We start from the raw sequence: 15546 nt of genomic DNA, 5'->3' as shown, positions 1-15546 counted from the left end.
CACTCCTACAGGGTTCAATGTGATCCCTGTAGGAGTGAGCCTGCTCGCGATTGGGGCAACTCGGTCTCAGTGCGCTTCCCCAGCCTTCAACCCCACCGGCAATTTCCTGGTCAGCAACACCGCCAGCATGCTGATCCCCAGCGCAATCCCGACAAAATGAAACGCATCGTTATAGGCCATGATCGACGCCTGTTGATGCGCAATTTCGCTGAGTTTGCCCAGTGCCGCCGTTTCACTGCCCAGTCGGTCGGTCAACGAGGCAATGCGCTCGGCCACCTGCGGATTGCTCGGCACGATCGATTCACGCAGGTAGTCAAAGTAAACCTTGGTCTGCGCATCCAGCAGGGTGGCGAGCAGGGCGATGCCGATGGCGCCGCCGAGGTTGCGCAGGATGTTGAACAGGCTCGATGCCGATCCCGCATCCTGAGGCAGGATGTAGGCGGTAGCGATCAGCGAGATGGTGACCATGATCAGCGGCTGGCCCAGGGCGCGGATGATCTGGATCTGATTGAACTGTGGCCCGGCAAAGTCCGGGTTCAGCACGCCCGAAGAGAAACTCGCCAATCCGAATAGTCCGAAGCCCAGCGTGCACAGCCATTTCGGCGAGACGAACTTCATCAGTTTGGGCACCAGCGGAATCAGAAACAGCTGCGGTATGCCCATCCACATGATCACTTCACCGATCTGCAGGGCGTTGTAGTTCTGGATCTGCGCCAGGTACAGCGGCAGCAGGTAGATCGAACCGTACAACCCGACCCCCATTCCGACGCTGGAAATGCTGGATAAACCGAAGTTGCGGTTGCCGAGGATGCCGAGATTGATCAGTGGATTGGGTTTGGAAAACTGCACGATCACAAAGGTGATCAGGCTGACCAGCGCGATGCTGCCCAGGGTCACGATCAGGTTCGACTCCAGCCAGTCCTTGCGATGGCCTTCCTCCAGGAATACCTGCAAGCAACCAAGCCCGACGCCGAGGGTGAGAATGCCGGCGTAGTCGGTGCTTTTGAGCAATTCCCAGTGGGCTTCTTTCTTCTCCAGGCCGTACATCAGGCCGGCAATCATGATCAGGCCGGGCGGGATGTTGATGTAGAAGATGTATTCCCAGCCCCAGTTTTCCGTCAGCCAGCCGCCAAGGGTCGGGCCGATGGAGGGGGCGAAGGTGGCGGTCATGGCGAACATGGCCATGCCCTTGGCGCGGTGGTGTTCCGGGAGTTTGATCAGGGTGAGGGTGAACGCCAGCGGAATCAGCGCGCCACCGGTAAACCCTTGCAGGGCGCGGAACACGATCATGCTTTCCAGGCTCCAGGCCATGGAGCAGAGCAGGGAGGCCGCGAGAAACCCGAGGGACACCCACACGGCCAGGCGTCGCGCCGACAGCAGCTGCACCAGCCAGGCGGTGAGCGGAATCATGATGATTTCCGCCACCAGGTACGAGGTGGAAATCCACGAACCTTCTTCCAGGGTCGCCGACAGCGCGCCCTGGATGTCCTTGAGCGAGGAGTTGGTGATCTGGATGTCGAGCACCGCCATGAAGGCACCGAGCATCACGCTCATCACCGCGATCCAGTCCCGCCGGGTCGGTTCGCCGACCGGGCGGATCAGTTGATCACCGGCCATTGTCAGCGGCGTCTTTGCTGCTCACTTTGCTGGTGACATCTTCAGGGGCGTCCTTGATGTTCACCTTGGCGGTCACCGACATGCCCGGACGAATCTTGCCGCGCAGCGGGTTGTCCGCGGCGAAGGTCAGTTTTACCGGAATCCGTTGTACGACCTTGGTGAAGTTGCCCGTGGCGTTATCCGGCGGTAACAGGCTGAACTGCGCGCCCGATGCGGCGAACAGGCTGTCGACCCGGGCTTCGATCGGCGTGTCGCTGTAGGCGTCGAAGGTCAGCTCGGCTTTCTGGCCGGGCTGCATATGGCCGATCTGGGTTTCCTTGAAATTGGCCTGAATCCAGATGTCTTCATCGGGCACGATCGACAACAGGTAAGCGCCGGCCTGCACGTATTGGCCATTGCGTGCGGCGCGCTGGCCGATCAGACCGCTGATGGGGGCGTGGATTTCGCTGCGGGTGAGGTTCAGTTCGGCCTGTGCCAGATCGGTTTCGGCGTTGGCGATCTGTGCGTCGAGGCGTTTGATCTCGGCGGTCAGTGCATTGACCTGCTGGCGCTGACTTTGCGCGTCGGCCTGGGCCTTGGCCACTTGCGAGCGGGCAATGTGGGATTCGGCGGAGAGGGTGGTCACCCGTTCTTCCGAGACATAGCCGGGTTTGCGCAAGGTCTCGGCGCGGGTCAGATCGATCTGCGAGCGACCCAGGCTGGCCTGGCTGGACGCGACTTGCGCTTCGCTGGCGGCAATCAGGCTGGCCTGCTGGGTCAGTTTGCTCTGGGCTTGCAGGCGTTCGGCCTGGCGAGTGGCCAGGGCTGCGTTGGCGCGGTCGACAGCGAGGCGGAAGTCGTCGCCTTCGAGTTTGATCAGCAACTGGCCTTTCTCGACATGCTGGTTGTCCTGCACCAGTACCTGATCGATGCGCGCGCCCAATTGGCTCGACACACGGGTGATCTCGCCCTGGACATAAGCGTTGTCGGTGCTTTCATAAAAGCGCCCCTTGAAGAACCAGTGGGCAAACAGGCCCCCTGCAATCAACAGGACCATCAGCAGGAAGGTGAAGAGGCGACGCTTGAGTTGGGCAGGCATGGGGAAAACTGTAGTTGAGAAATTGTAAGAGAAGTTATCAGCAGGCAAATCTGGCATACAGCCGATAAACGGTAAATGCCATCGACCGATATCCGCGGCATACGGGCGTTACAGCCGCAACCTTGGCTTAAATGCCCTGTTCGCTGGAGCCGGGCGGGTGTCGCCTGTTACCATTCGCGCCTTGTTTGAACTTTGCTTTTTTTCTTTTCGAGACATGCCATGACCACCGTCCGCACTCGCATCGCGCCATCGCCTACCGGGGATCCCCACGTAGGTACCGCTTACATCGCCTTGTTCAACTACTGCTTTGCCAAGCAGCACGGCGGTGAGTTCATCCTGCGGATCGAAGACACCGACCAACTGCGTTCGACCCGCGAGTCCGAACAGCAGATTTTCGACGCCTTGCGCTGGCTCGGCATCGAATGGAGCGAAGGCCCTGACGTCGGCGGCCCGCACGGTCCATACCGTCAAAGCGAGCGCGGCGATATTTATCAGAAGTATTGCCAGCAACTGGTCGACCTGGGCCATGCGTTCCCGTGCTTCTGCACCGCCGAAGAACTGGACCAGATGCGCGCCGAGCAAATGGCCCGTGGCGAAACCCCGCGCTACGACGGCCGCGCCTTGCTGCTGTCCAAGGAAGAAGTCGCCCGTCGCCTGGCGGCTGGTGAACCTCACGTTATCCGGATGAAAGTACCGAGCGAAGGCGTCTGCGTGGTGCCGGACATGCTGCGCGGCGATGTTGAAATCCCGTGGGACCGCATGGACATGCAAGTCCTGATGAAGACTGACGGCCTGCCGACGTACTTCCTGGCCAACGTGGTCGACGATCACCTGATGGGCATCACCCATGTATTGCGCGGCGAAGAGTGGCTGCCATCGGCGCCGAAGCTGATCCTGCTTTACGAGTACTTCGGCTGGGAACAACCGGAGCTGTGCTACATGCCGCTGCTGCGTAACCCGGACAAGAGCAAGCTGTCCAAGCGCAAGAACCCGACTTCGGTGACGTTCTACGAGCGCATGGGCTTCATGCCCGAAGCGATGCTCAACTACCTGGGCCGCATGGGCTGGTCGATGCCGGACGAGCGCGAGAAGTTCTCGTTGCAGGAAATGGTCGACAACTTCGACCTCAAGCGCGTGTCCCTCGGCGGGCCGATCTTCGACATCGAGAAGCTGTCGTGGCTCAACGGCCAGTGGCTGCGCGACCTGCCGGTGGAAGAGTTCGCCGCACGGGTGCAGAAGTGGGCGTTCAATTCCGAGTACATGATGAAGATCGCGCCGCACGTGCAGGGCCGGGTCGAAACTTTCAGCCAGGTGGCACCGCTGGCCGGGTTCTTCTTTGCCGGTGGCGTGAACCCCGATGCCAAACTGTTCGAATCGAAGAAGCTGTCGGGCGATCAGGTCCGCCAGTTGATGCAGTTGATCCTGTGGAAGCTCGAAAGCCTGCGTCAGTGGGAGAAGGACAGCATCACCGCGACCATTCAGGCAGTGGTCGAATCCCTGGAGTTGAAGCTGCGTGATGCCATGCCGCTGATGTTCGCTGCGATCACTGGCCAGGCCAGCTCGGTGTCGGTGCTCGATGCGATGGAAATCCTCGGGCCGGACCTGACCCGTTTCCGTCTGCGCCAGGCGATTGACCTGCTGGGCGGGGTGTCGAAGAAAGAAAACAAGGAGTGGGAAAAGCTGTTGGGCGCTATCGCCTGACACGCTTGCTGAAGGACTGATGGCCATTGTGCATGCCCGTCGTTGGGCGCGCAGTGGTCCTCAGACCCCCAATTTTCCGGGGGGAGGGCGGTAAGTGATTGTTATGTCGGCAAAAAATTTTAAATTTTTTGAAAAATAAGTTTGACAGACTTTCGATACGCCCTTAAGATTCGCCCCGTCCTCAGCGATGACATCAACGATGAGGGGCTATAGCTCAGCTGGGAGAGCGCTTGCATGGCATGCAAGAGGTCGACGGTTCGATCCCGTCTAGCTCCACCAATTTACACTTCAAGGTCTGGCCACACCGGCCTTGAAGCGATCAACACTCAGCGTTGATCAGTTGTATGGAAGGGTTTGCGTCCCCTTCGTCTAGTGGCCTAGGACACCGCCCTTTCACGGCGGTAACAGGGGTTCGAGTCCCCTAGGGGACGCCAGTTTTACAGAAGCGATGTTGCAAGATATCGCTCCGCCGCGAGGCGAAAAATCCGGGGCTATAGCTCAGCTGGGAGAGCGCCTGCATGGCATGCAGGAGGTCAGCGGTTCGATCCCGCTTAGCTCCACCAATTTTACAGTTCAAGGTCTGGCCACACCGGCCTTGAATCGATCAGCTCTCAGCACTGATCAGTTGTATAGAAGGGTTTGTGTCCCCTTCGTCTAGTGGCCTAGGACACCGCCCTTTCACGGCGGTAACAGGGGTTCGAGTCCCCTAGGGGACGCCACGATTACCCGCTCTGCGGGATTTATAAGGGTCATTCAATTATTGAATGGCCCTTTTGTTTGTCTGGCGTTTGGCCAAATTCCTCCATTTCCAAAAAAACTGTTCTTCAGACCAGCGGTCACACCCATGGCTTGCTAAAATTTATTATGAGAATAATATTTCAATCGTAATATTCGGAGGCGACGATGAACGATAAAAAAGCTCAAACCCGCGAACGCATCCTCAAGGCTGCCAGCGCAGCGCTGATTCAGCGCGGCCCGGCCGAGCCAAGCGTGGGCGAAGTGATGGGCGCGGCGGGCCTGACGGTCGGCGGCTTCTACGCACACTTCGAAAGCAAGGACGCGATGATGCTGGAGGCGTTCAAGCAATTGCTCGGTCACCGCCGCGACCTGATTGCCGACATGGACGCGGAGTTGACCGGCGAAGAGCGCCGCACTCTGGTGGCAGCGTTTTACCTGTCGCGCAAGCACCGTGATTCCTCCGAATCAGCCTGTCCGATCCCGGCATCGGTGGGCGAACTGGGGCGGCTGCCGGAAGCGTTTCGTGTCGCTCTGAATGAACATGTGGAAATGATGGTTGCGCAGTTGGCGGCCAGTCCTGAAGAAACCGAAAAAGCCCTGGCCGACATGGCCTTGATGGTGGGTGGGCTGGCTCTGGCGCGGGCGCTGGGGCCGGGAGAGTTGTCCGATCGATTACTGCGTGCCGCCAAATCGGCAGTGCGTTGACCTGAAGGCTGCGGCCTGAGGAGAATGCGATGAGCGCGTTAAAGTGGGTTCGTGGCGTTAATGGCACCTTGGGCTGGTTTGCCCCGAAACTGGTCGCTAGCAAAATGCGACTGGCCTTCATGACACCGCGGGATCTGCCGCCCCGTGACTGGGAACTGCCGCTGTTGGCGAAGTCCGAGCGGATCACCTTGCGTTTCGGCCTCTCGGCGTTACGTTGGGGGCAGGGCCCGGCCGTGTTGCTGATGCACGGTTGGGAAGGGCGGCCAACGCAGTTTGCCAGCCTGATTACGGCGTTGGTCGATGCCGGTTACTCCGTGGTGGCGCTGGATGGTCCGGCTCACGGACGCTCGCCGGGCAGCGAGGCGAATGTGGTGCTCTTTGCTCGTGCCATGCTCGAAGCCGCCGCCGAATTGCCGCCATTGCAAGCGGTCATCGGCCACTCCATGGGGGGCGCCAGCGCCATGCTGGCGGTGCAGTTGGGTCTGCGCACGGAAACCCTGGTCACCATCGCCGCCCCGGCGCGGATCCTTGGTGTGTTGCGTGGATTCGCCCGCTACGTCGGACTGCCACCGAAAGCCCGCTCTGCATTCATTCGCCAGGTCGAGCAAGACGTCGGCATGCGCGCCGCGACGCTGGATGTCGCCCATTATCAACTCGATATGCCCGGCCTGATCGTCCACGCCGAAGATGACAGCATGGTCTCGGTCAAGGAGTCTCAGCTGATCCACGAAGCCTGGTTCGACAGCCGTTTGCTGCGCCTGCAAGAAGGTGGGCATCAGCGGGTGCTGGCTGACCCTCGGGTGATTGATGGCGTGTTATCACTGCTGGCCGGTCGCCGTCTGCAATCGCGCCAATCCGCTTGAGCATCCGTTACACTGCCCCGGTCGAATCGATATGACCGGGAGTGGGGCATGGGCTGGGATCGGGAAACGCCATTTATCATTGATCTGCAAGTGGACGCCGAGGACATAGACGGGTTGGGGCACGCGAACAACGCGGTCTACGTGACCTGGCTCGAACGCTGTGCCTGGCGCCACTCCCAGCGCCTGGGCCTGGACCTGGTCGAATACCGGCGGCTGGACCGGGCGATGGCGGTGGTGCGCCACGAGATCGATTACCAGGCGGCAGCCTATGAGGGCGATGAGTTGCAGTTGGCGACCTGGATTGTCGATTGGGATCAGCGCCTGAGAATGACCCGGCATTTCCAGTTGAAGCGACCCAGCGACAATTCGACCTTGCTGCGCGCGCAAACCACCTTCGTCTGTATCGAGCTGTCGAGCGGTAAACCCAAGCGCATGCCGGCAGAATTCATCGAGGGCTATGGCCCGGCGTTAACTCAATGTGGGAGCGAGCTTGCTCGCGATGAACGATAACGCGGTGTGCCGGATAAACCGTGTCGCCTGAATCGCGAGCAAGCTCGCTCCCACAGGGTCTGCGTTGTTCTGCAGTTTGCTTGCGATATCCAGTAAACTGCCGCACGTTTTTCCTCGAGTGTGTTTTTCATGCAAATTGCTTTGGCGCCCATGGAGGGGTTGGTCGACGACATCCTGCGCGATGTGCTGACCCGCGTGGGTGGTATTGACTGGTGCGTGACCGAGTTCATTCGGGTCAACGACCAGTTGCTGACACCTGCCTATTTCCACAAGTTCGGCCCGGAGTTGCTCAACGGTGCCCGGACTGCCTCCGGTGTGCCGCTGCGTGTGCAATTGCTCGGTTCCGATCCGGTGTGCCTGGCGGAAAATGCCGCGCTGGCTTGCGAGCTGGGTTCCGAAGTGATCGACCTGAACTTCGGCTGCCCGGCCAAGACCGTCAACAAATCCCGTGGTGGCGCGGTACTGCTCAAGGAGCCCGAGCTGCTCAACCAGATCGTCGAGCACGTCCGCCGCGCCGTCCCCGCGCACATTCCGGTGACCGCCAAGATGCGCCTGGGCTTCGATAGCCCGGACGGTTCGCTGGTGTGCGCTACGGCCCTGGCCGAAGGCGGTGCGGAACATATCGTGGTGCACGCGCGGACCAAGGTGGATGGCTACAAGCCGCCAGCGCACTGGGAATGGATCCCTCGCGTGCAGGATGTGGTCAAGGTGCCGGTGTTCGCCAATGGTGATATCTGGAGCGTCGAAGACTGGCGGCGTTGCCGCGAGATCAGCGGCGTTGAAGACATCATGCTCGGTCGTGGCCTGGTTTCGCGCCCGGATCTCGCCCGGCAGATCGCTGCAGCGCGGGCCGGGGAGGAGGTGGTCGAGATGACCTGGGCCGAGTTGCTGCCGCTGATCCAGGACTTCTGGCTGCAAGCCAAAGCGCAGATGACGCCGCGTCAATCGCCGGGTCGCTTGAAGCAATGGCTGGCGATGCTGACCCGCAATTATCCCGAGGCGGTAGAGCTGTTCACCGTGCTGCGCCGTGAGACCGAGCTGGATAATGTCTCGCATTTGCTGGGTCTGCCCGTGGCGGAAGCAGCCTGAAATTTTTAAAAAAAGCTGAAAAAAATCTCTTGAAATGCAATCAGCGGTCCCTATCTAAGGATTACGCGATGCCGAATTCGGGTCGCGGAGACAAAAAACCTTGCTGATTGTTTTCAGGAGATTTGAATCATGGCAACTACATTTTCGATGGCACCACTGTTCCGTTCCTCGGTAGGTTTCGATCGTTTCAACGACCTGTTCGAAACCGCCTTGCGCAATGAGCCAGGCAGCACCTATCCACCTTACAACGTGGAAAAACACGGCGACGATCTATACCGCATCGTCATTGCCGCGGCAGGTTTCCAGGAAGAAGATCTGGAGCTCGAAGTCGAGAAAGGCGTGCTGACCATCAGTGGCGGCAAACGCGACGCGAACGAAGACGTCACTTATCTGTATCAGGGCATTGCGCAGCGTGCCTTCAAACTGTCCTTCCGCCTGGCGGACCACATCGAGATCAAGGCTGCCGGCCTGAGCAACGGTCTGTTGAGCATCGACCTGTTGCGGGTGGTACCGGAAGAGGCGAAAGCCAAGCGCATCCCGATCAACGGCACGCAGAAGAAGGCTCTGCAACACTGAGCCGAGCCCGAAGCCGGGTCGTGTGATTGATCAGGTAGCCGGCCGAAACAAAAAGACCCCGACTTGTCGGGGTCTTTTTTTGCACTCATGTGAAGGAAACCGGATTTTTCCAGCCAGCACGCGTAATCGTTCGCGTGCATCGCGAGCAGGCTCGCTCCTACAGGAGTGGTGTTATTTCAGCAGTTTTTGGAACTCTTCCACCGGCAACGGCTGACTGTGCAAATACCCTTGGTAGAAATGGCACTCCAGCCCCTGTAAGAACTCCAGCTGCTCCGCTGTTTCGACCCCTTCGGCAATCACCTTCAAATCCAGGCTGTGGGCCATGGCGACGATGGCGCGGATGATCTCGGCGTCGTTCGGGTCGCTGGTGGCGTCGCGGATGAACGACTGGTCGATTTTCAGGGTGTCGACCGGCAAGCGCTTGAGGTACGTCAGCGAGGAATAGCCGGTGCCGAAGTCGTCCATGGCGAAGCTCACACCGAGTTTTTTCAGGCGGCGCATTTTGCTGATGGTGTCCTCCAGGTTCTGGATGACGATGCCTTCGGTGATTTCCAGTTTCAACAGGGAGCAGGGCAGGCCATAGCTGGACAGGCTGTTTTCGACGCGCTCGACGAAGTCGTTCTGGCGGAACTGGCGCGGGCTGATGTTCACGCACAAGCTGAATTTGTAAGGGTCTATCAAGCCTTTGTCGATCAGTTGTTTGAAGGCCTGGCAGGCTTCGTCGAGGATCCAGGTGCCGACCTCCAGAATCAGTCCGCTGTCTTCCAGCACCTTGATGAACTCGGTGGGTGACTGCCTGCCGAGCTCCGGATGATTCCAGCGCACCAAGGCCTCTGCACCGACGATGCGGTCGCCCCGGGCGTCGACCTGGGGTTGGTAATGCACGCGAAACTCACCCCGGGAAAGCGCCAGGCGCAAGTCGGTTTCCATGCGCAGGCGTTCGCTCGCGGCCTTCTGCATGGTGTTGTGGAACATCTGCGCGGTATTGCGCCCCGAGTCCTTGGCGCGATAGAGCGCGATGTCGGCGCGCTTGAGCAGGTCGGTCGGGGTCGAACCGTGATCGGGGATCAGCGCAATGCCGATGCTTGGCGTCACTTGCAGGCGCTGGCCGTCGAGGAACATCGGTTCGGACAGCAGTTCGCGGATGGTGTCGGCCAGTTCGCGTACCTGATCGCTGACCTCGCTGCGCGAGCCTTCGAGACCGCTGAGCAGTATTACGAATTCGTCACCGCCCAGACGCGCAACGGTGTCCTCCATGCGCACGCTGGCCTCCAGGCGCGCGGTGATGATTTTCAGCACGGTATCGCCCACCGGATGCCCGAGGGAGTCGTTGATGTGCTTGAAGTGGTCCAGGTCGAGGAACATCAGCGCACCACGTAAATTGTGGCGTTTGAGCAGGGCAATTTGCTGACTGAGCCGATCCATCAGCAGCGCCCGATTGGGCAGGTTGGTCAGTGAGTCGTGGTAGGCCAGATGGCGAATCTGCGCTTCGGCGTTTTTCAGCAGGCTGACGTCCCGCGCGGTCAACAGCAGGCAGGCGGTTTCATTGAGGGTGATCGGTTCCACCGAGACTTCGACGGTGAGCAGTTCGCCGCGCTTGTTGCGCCCGAGCATTTCCTGGTGATGAACCCGACCCTTGATCTGCAATTCGGCGAGCAGCGCCGAGCGTTGTTTTTCTTCGGCCCAAATTCCCACCTGATACACCGTGCGGCCCACCACTTCTTCGGCGCGGTAACCGGTCAGGCGGCAGAAACCGTCGTTGACCTCCAGATAGCGTCCGGTGTCGCGCTCGGTGATGGTGATGGCGTCGGGGCTGGAGTGGAACGCCTTGGCGAATTTCTCTTCACTGGCCTTGAGCGCCGCTTCCGAGCGCTGTTGCTGGGTGATATCGCGCAGCGTGGTGACGATGCAGGGCTGGTCGCCGACGCTGATCTGGCGGCTGGAAATCACGCAGGTCAGGACCTGTCCGTCCTTGTGCTGGACGAGTATGGCGACGTTGTTCAGGCCTTGTTCGCGGATCACTTGTTCGATCCGTCGCAGACTTTTCGCTGAAGCGTCCCACAGGCCTATTTCGTCGGCGCTGCGGCCGATCACATCGGCGGTGCTCCAGCCGAAGGTCTGGGTGAAGCTGGAGTTGATTTCAATGAACTGGCCGCTGTCCTGGTGGGTGACGCAAATCGGATCGGGGCTGACCTGGAACAGTGTGGCGAATTTCTCTTCGGAGGCCACCAGCCGTTGTTCGCGCTCCACCTGGTCAGTGATGTCGAGCAATGTACCGGCCATGCGCACCGGCACGCCGTTGTCATCGCGGTAGAGGCGGGCGCGGCTTTCCAGGTAGCGCGAGCTGCCGTCGGGCAATTGCACGCGGTAGGTCAATTGATAGTTGCCGGCCGGGCCTTCACGCAGGCTGCGGTAAGCGTCGCGCATGGTGTCGCGTTCGTTGCCGGGCACGCCTTCGAAAAACTCGTCGAAGGACTCGTGAAAGGGTTTGGCGTCCAGGCCGTGCAGTTGGGCGGCCCGTGCCGATCCGTAGAGCATGCCGCTGGGAATGTGCCAGTCCCAGGTGCCGAGCTGCGCGGAGTCCAGGGCCAGGTCGAGGCGTTCCTGGCTGTCCTTGAGGGCATGTTCGGCGACTTTGCGTTCGGTAGTGTCCAGGAACGTGCTCAGTAGATAGGGCTGGCCTTCGAGCTCGACTTTTTGCGCACTGAGGATACCGTCATGGATCTGGCCATTGCTGGCGCGAAACTGCACTTCCATGCTTACCAGGTCGCCTTTGGCCTTGGTGGCCTTGACCAGATCGGCCCGTTGCTCGGGATACACCCACAACCCCAGTTCCAGGGTGGTGCGGCCGATCGCGTTTTGTACCGGCCAACCGAACAGGCTTTCGAAATACTGGTTGGCTTCGGAGATCAGGCCGTCCTCCTGGCGGGTCAGCAGGACCATGTTCGGGCACAGGTGGAACAGTGTGGCGAAGCGTTTTTCCGAGCTGCTCAACGCCTGTTCGCGCTGACGCTGGTGGGTAATCTCGCGGATTACGCCGATCATCCGTGGCCTGCCGTGCTTGTCCGGCAACAGGCTGCCGTTGATTTCCAGCCAGTGCAGGCTGCCATCGGGCCAGCGGATGCGGTGATGCATCGCTTGCTCCAGTGGCGCGCCAGCAATGACCGCGTGGAAGGCGCGAAGGGTTTTCGCGCGATCTTCCGGGGGCAGCAGGTCGAGGTATTCCAGATCCGATGGCAATGGTTTGCGGGGGTCGAAGCCGAACAGCGCCTGCGTGCCCCGGGACCAGCTGATCTGCCCGCGCTCGATGTCCCAATACCAGGCGCCCAGGCGCGCACCGTTGAGCGCGGCCAGTAATTGCGAGGCACTTTCCCAGCTCTGTTCGGAGCTTTTCGGATCAAGTGCCTGAATTCGCGGCATCGGCGGAATACGGTCTACAGATTTCGGCATTGGCAAGCCTTGGGCTGAGTTTGGGCCTTTGTTGCAGGAATTCTCGGCTCTATAGGAGTAGCACAAGTTAGCCTTGAGTCCCTGGCGGATCGAGTTGAGCGTCCAGCAAGGCCATGAAGGCCCGCGCAGCATTCGACAGCGTCCGTTCCGTGTGCAGGATATAGCCTAGCTGGCGAGTGAGCTGTATGCCCGGTAAAGGTATGCGTGCTACCTGGTCATCGAGCATGGTGCGCGGCAAAACGCTCCAGGCCAGGCCAATCGAGACCATCATCTTGATGGTTTCCAGATAGTTGGTGCTCATGGCGATGTTTGGCGTCAGGCCCTGGGCTTCAAACAGCCGTTGCACGATGTGGTGGGTAAACGTGTTGCCGCCGGGGAATACTGCCGGGTGCCGGGCGATGTCCGCCAGGCTGACCTTGCCGCTATTGAGCAGCGAATGCTCCGGGGCGACCACGAAATCCAGCGGGTCGTCCCACACCGGGGTGGCCTTGACCAGCGCATGGGGTTCCGGTGCCAGGGTGATGACCGCCAGTTCGGCGCGGCCATGGAGAATTTCCTCGTAGGCCACTTCCGAATCGAGGAACTGAATATCCAGCGCCACCTCGGGATAACGTCGGGTGAACTCCCTTAATAAAGGCGGCAAGCGGTGCAGGCCGATGTGGTGACTGGTGGCCAGGGTCAGACGACCGGTCACCTCGCCTGTGAGGTTGGTCAGGGCGCGGCGCGTATCATCGAGAACATTCAGAATCTGGTAGGCCCGCGGCAGCAGGGCGCGCCCGGCTTCGGTCAGGCCCACTTCACGACCCAGGCGATCGAACAGCCGCACCTTCAATTGCTGCTCCAGCCCGGCGATGCGTTTGCTGATGGCCGGCTGGGTCAGGTGCAGCCGTTCGCCGGCGCCGGAGAAGCTGCCGGTTTCGGCGATGGCTATAAAGGCATTGAGGTTGGCCAGGTCCATGGTTGTATTCCAGTTGGTTATCCAAAGCATAAAAAATATGAATTTGAGTTATTTAATGTAACCCCATAGGATCAGCCTCACAAGCCAGAGGGTTATTGAGCACTTCAAGACCCGGGGCATAGAAACAAGCTGATGAGGAACCGTCTGATGGCCGGCAAAACGCTCTACGACAAGCTCTGGGATTCGCATTTGGTCAAGCAGCGCGACGATGGCTCTGCGCTGATCTACATCGATCGTCACATCATCCACGAAGTGACCTCGCCGCAAGCCTTCGAAGGCCTGCGTCTGGCCGGGCGCAAGCCATGGCGCATCGATGCCAACATCGCGACCCCGGACCACAACGTACCGACCACGCCGGAGCGCAAGGGCGGCATCGACGCCATCGTTGACCAGGTCTCGCGTCTGCAAGTGCAGACCCTCGACGACAACTGCGATGAATACGGCATCGTCGAGTTCAAGATGAACGACGTTCGCCAGGGCATCGTCCACGTCATCGGCCCGGAGCAGGGCGCGACCTTGCCGGGCATGACCGTGGTCTGCGGCGACTCCCACACCTCGACCCACGGCGCATTCGGCGCATTGGCGCACGGTATCGGTACTTCCGAGGTCGAGCATGTGCTCGCCACCCAGTGCCTGGTCGCCAAGAAAATGAAAAACATGCTGGTACGGGTCGAAGGCCAATTGCCGTTCGGCGTGACCGCCAAGGACATCGTGCTCGCCGTGATCGGCAAGATCGGCACCGCCGGCGGTAACGGCCACGCCATCGAATTCGCCGGCAGTGCGATTCGCGACCTGTCCGTGGAAGGCCGCATGACCATCTGCAACATGTCCATCGAAGCCGGCGCTCGTGTGGGCCTGGTAGCGGCTGACGAAAAAACCGTGGAATACGTCAAGGGTCGTCCTTTCGCACCGAAAGGCGCGGAATGGGATCTGGCCGTCGAAGCCTGGAAAGACCTGGTGTCTGACGCCGACGCCAAGTTCGATACTGTTGTCGAGCTCGATGCCACCCAGATCAAGCCGCAAGTCAGCTGGGGCACTTCGCCTGAGATGGTGTTGGCGGTGGATCAGAACGTGCCGGATCCTGCGAAGGAAATGGACTTGGTCAAGCGCGACTCCATCGTCCGTGCCTTGAAATACATGGGTTTGACCGCCAACCAGGCGATCACCGACATTCAGCTCGACCGCGTGTTCATCGGTTCCTGCACCAACTCGCGGATCGAAGACCTGCGTGCGGCGGCCGTGATCGCCAAGGGCCGCAAAGTGGCCTCGACCATCAAGCAGGCCATCGTCGTGCCGGGCTCGGGTCTGGTCAAAGCCCAGGCTGAATCGGAAGGCCTGGACAAGATTTTCCTCGAGGCTGGTTTCGAATGGCGCGAGCCGGGTTGCTCGATGTGTCTGGCGATGAACCCGGACCGTTTGGAGTCCGGCGAGCACTGCGCTTCGACCTCCAACCGTAACTTCGAAGGTCGTCAGGGCGCTGGTGGTCGTACTCACCTCGTCAGCCCGGCCATGGCCGCCGCAGCCGCTGTGAACGGTCGTTTCATCGACGTCCGTGAATTGATCTAAAGGAGCACAGCATGAAAGCTTTTACCCAGCACACTGGACTTGTCGCGCCTTTGGATCGTGCCAACGTCGACACCGACCAGATCATTCCGAAGCAATTCCTGAAGTCGATCAAGCGCACGGGTTTTGGCCCGAACCTGTTCGATGAATGGCGTTACCTGGATGTGGGCCAGCCTTACCAGGACAACTCCAAGCGTCCGCTGAACAAGGACTTCGTCCTTAACGCCGAGCGTTATCAAGGCGCCAGCGTACTGTTGGCCCGCGAAAACTTCGGTTGCGGCTCCAGCCGTGAACACGCGCCGTGGGCGCTGGAGGAATACGGTTTCCGCAGCATCATCGCGCCGAGCTACGCCGACATCTTCTTCAACAACAGTTTCAAGAACGGCTTGCTGCCGATCATCCTGAGCGATGCCGAAGTCGACGAACTGTTCCAGCAGGTCGAGGCCAATCCGGGTTATCAGTTGCAGGTCGATCTGCAAGCCCAGACCGTGACCCGCCCTGACGGCAAGGTGCTGAGCTTTGAAATCGACGCGTTCCGCAAGCATTGCCTGCTCAACGGCCTGGACGATATCGGCCTGACGTTGCAGGACCATGAGGCGATTGCGACGTTTGAGGCCAAGCACCGGGCTAGCCAGCCGTGGTTGTTTCGCGACGCTTGATTTTGCGTAAGGCGTAATGCCGTCATCGCGAGCAAGCTC

Annotated in this window: 12 protein-coding genes and 4 tRNA genes; 12 read left to right on the top strand and 4 right to left on the bottom strand. The window is 60.0% G+C overall.

Going from position 1 to position 15546, the window contains the following annotated elements; all coding sequences use genetic code 11:
• Positions 1 to 66 precede the first annotated feature (66 nt).
• The gene (locus AC1DU9_RS14400; RefSeq protein ID WP_477810365.1) at positions 67 to 1617 is read right to left on the bottom strand and encodes an MDR family MFS transporter; all 1551 of its coding nucleotides are present in this window, start codon (positions 1615 to 1617) and stop codon (positions 67 to 69) included.
• On the bottom strand, positions 1607 to 2695 hold the full coding sequence (locus tag AC1DU9_RS14395) for an HlyD family secretion protein (protein WP_477810364.1): 1089 nt from the start codon (positions 2693 to 2695) through the stop codon (positions 1607 to 1609). Before AC1DU9_RS14395 ends, AC1DU9_RS14400 begins: the two co-directional genes overlap by 11 nt.
• Before the next feature lie 219 nt (positions 2696 to 2914).
• Between AC1DU9_RS14395 and gltX the strand changes: the two genes are divergently transcribed.
• From gltX to AC1DU9_RS14345, 10 genes are all read left to right on the top strand, one after another.
• Positions 2915 to 4396 (top strand): glutamate--tRNA ligase, encoded by a 1482-nt coding sequence (gene gltX / locus AC1DU9_RS14390; protein ID WP_477810363.1) that lies wholly within the window; start codon positions 2915 to 2917, stop codon positions 4394 to 4396.
• 203 nt (positions 4397 to 4599) lie between these two features.
• A tRNA-Ala gene (locus AC1DU9_RS14385) sits at positions 4600 to 4675 on the top strand.
• 79 nt (positions 4676 to 4754) lie between these two features.
• A tRNA-Glu gene (locus AC1DU9_RS14380) sits at positions 4755 to 4830 on the top strand.
• Positions 4831 to 4883: 53 nt separating this feature from the next.
• Positions 4884 to 4959 (top strand) — tRNA-Ala (locus tag AC1DU9_RS14375).
• An 80-nt stretch (positions 4960 to 5039) separates the two neighbouring features.
• Positions 5040 to 5115 (top strand) — tRNA-Glu (locus tag AC1DU9_RS14370).
• A gap of 184 nt (positions 5116 to 5299) precedes the next feature.
• On the top strand, positions 5300 to 5839 hold the full coding sequence (locus AC1DU9_RS14365) for a TetR/AcrR family transcriptional regulator (protein WP_223457063.1): 540 nt from the start codon (positions 5300 to 5302) through the stop codon (positions 5837 to 5839).
• A gap of 29 nt (positions 5840 to 5868) precedes the next feature.
• Complete coding sequence (locus AC1DU9_RS14360) at positions 5869 to 6702, top strand: alpha/beta fold hydrolase (protein ID WP_223457065.1); 834 nt, start codon at positions 5869 to 5871, stop codon at positions 6700 to 6702.
• A 48-nt stretch (positions 6703 to 6750) separates the two neighbouring features.
• Positions 6751 to 7212, top strand: coding sequence for an acyl-CoA thioesterase (locus AC1DU9_RS14355; protein ID WP_223457067.1), 462 nt, complete (start codon positions 6751 to 6753; stop codon positions 7210 to 7212).
• 129 nt (positions 7213 to 7341) lie between these two features.
• The gene (locus AC1DU9_RS14350) at positions 7342 to 8301 is read left to right on the top strand and encodes a tRNA dihydrouridine synthase (RefSeq protein ID WP_108217793.1); all 960 of its coding nucleotides are present in this window, start codon (positions 7342 to 7344) and stop codon (positions 8299 to 8301) included.
• 129 nt (positions 8302 to 8430) lie between these two features.
• The gene (locus AC1DU9_RS14345) at positions 8431 to 8877 is read left to right on the top strand and encodes an Hsp20 family protein (protein WP_223457069.1); all 447 of its coding nucleotides are present in this window, start codon (positions 8431 to 8433) and stop codon (positions 8875 to 8877) included.
• 171 nt (positions 8878 to 9048) lie between these two features.
• Here the strand turns inward: AC1DU9_RS14345 and AC1DU9_RS14340 are convergent, their stop codons facing one another.
• A complete protein-coding gene (locus tag AC1DU9_RS14340) occupies positions 9049 to 12327 on the bottom strand; it encodes a sensor domain-containing protein (RefSeq protein ID WP_223457072.1) in 3279 nt (1092 codons plus the stop codon).
• A gap of 67 nt (positions 12328 to 12394) precedes the next feature.
• Positions 12395 to 13285, bottom strand: coding sequence for a LysR family transcriptional regulator (locus tag AC1DU9_RS14335; RefSeq protein ID WP_223457074.1), 891 nt, complete (start codon positions 13283 to 13285; stop codon positions 12395 to 12397).
• A 147-nt stretch (positions 13286 to 13432) separates the two neighbouring features.
• Here AC1DU9_RS14335 and leuC point away from each other — a divergent pair, with 147 nt between their 5' ends.
• On the top strand, positions 13433 to 14851 hold the full coding sequence (leuC, locus tag AC1DU9_RS14330) for a 3-isopropylmalate dehydratase large subunit (protein ID WP_223457076.1): 1419 nt from the start codon (positions 13433 to 13435) through the stop codon (positions 14849 to 14851).
• Between the two features lie 11 nt (positions 14852 to 14862).
• Positions 14863 to 15507, top strand: coding sequence for a 3-isopropylmalate dehydratase small subunit (gene leuD / locus AC1DU9_RS14325; protein WP_157711688.1), 645 nt, complete (start codon positions 14863 to 14865; stop codon positions 15505 to 15507).
• The last annotated feature ends 39 nt before the right edge of the window (positions 15508 to 15546 follow it).

This window comes from Pseudomonas sp. P4_C1, assembly GCF_056402155.1.
This window is presented reverse-complemented; position numbering and strand designations above follow the sequence as displayed.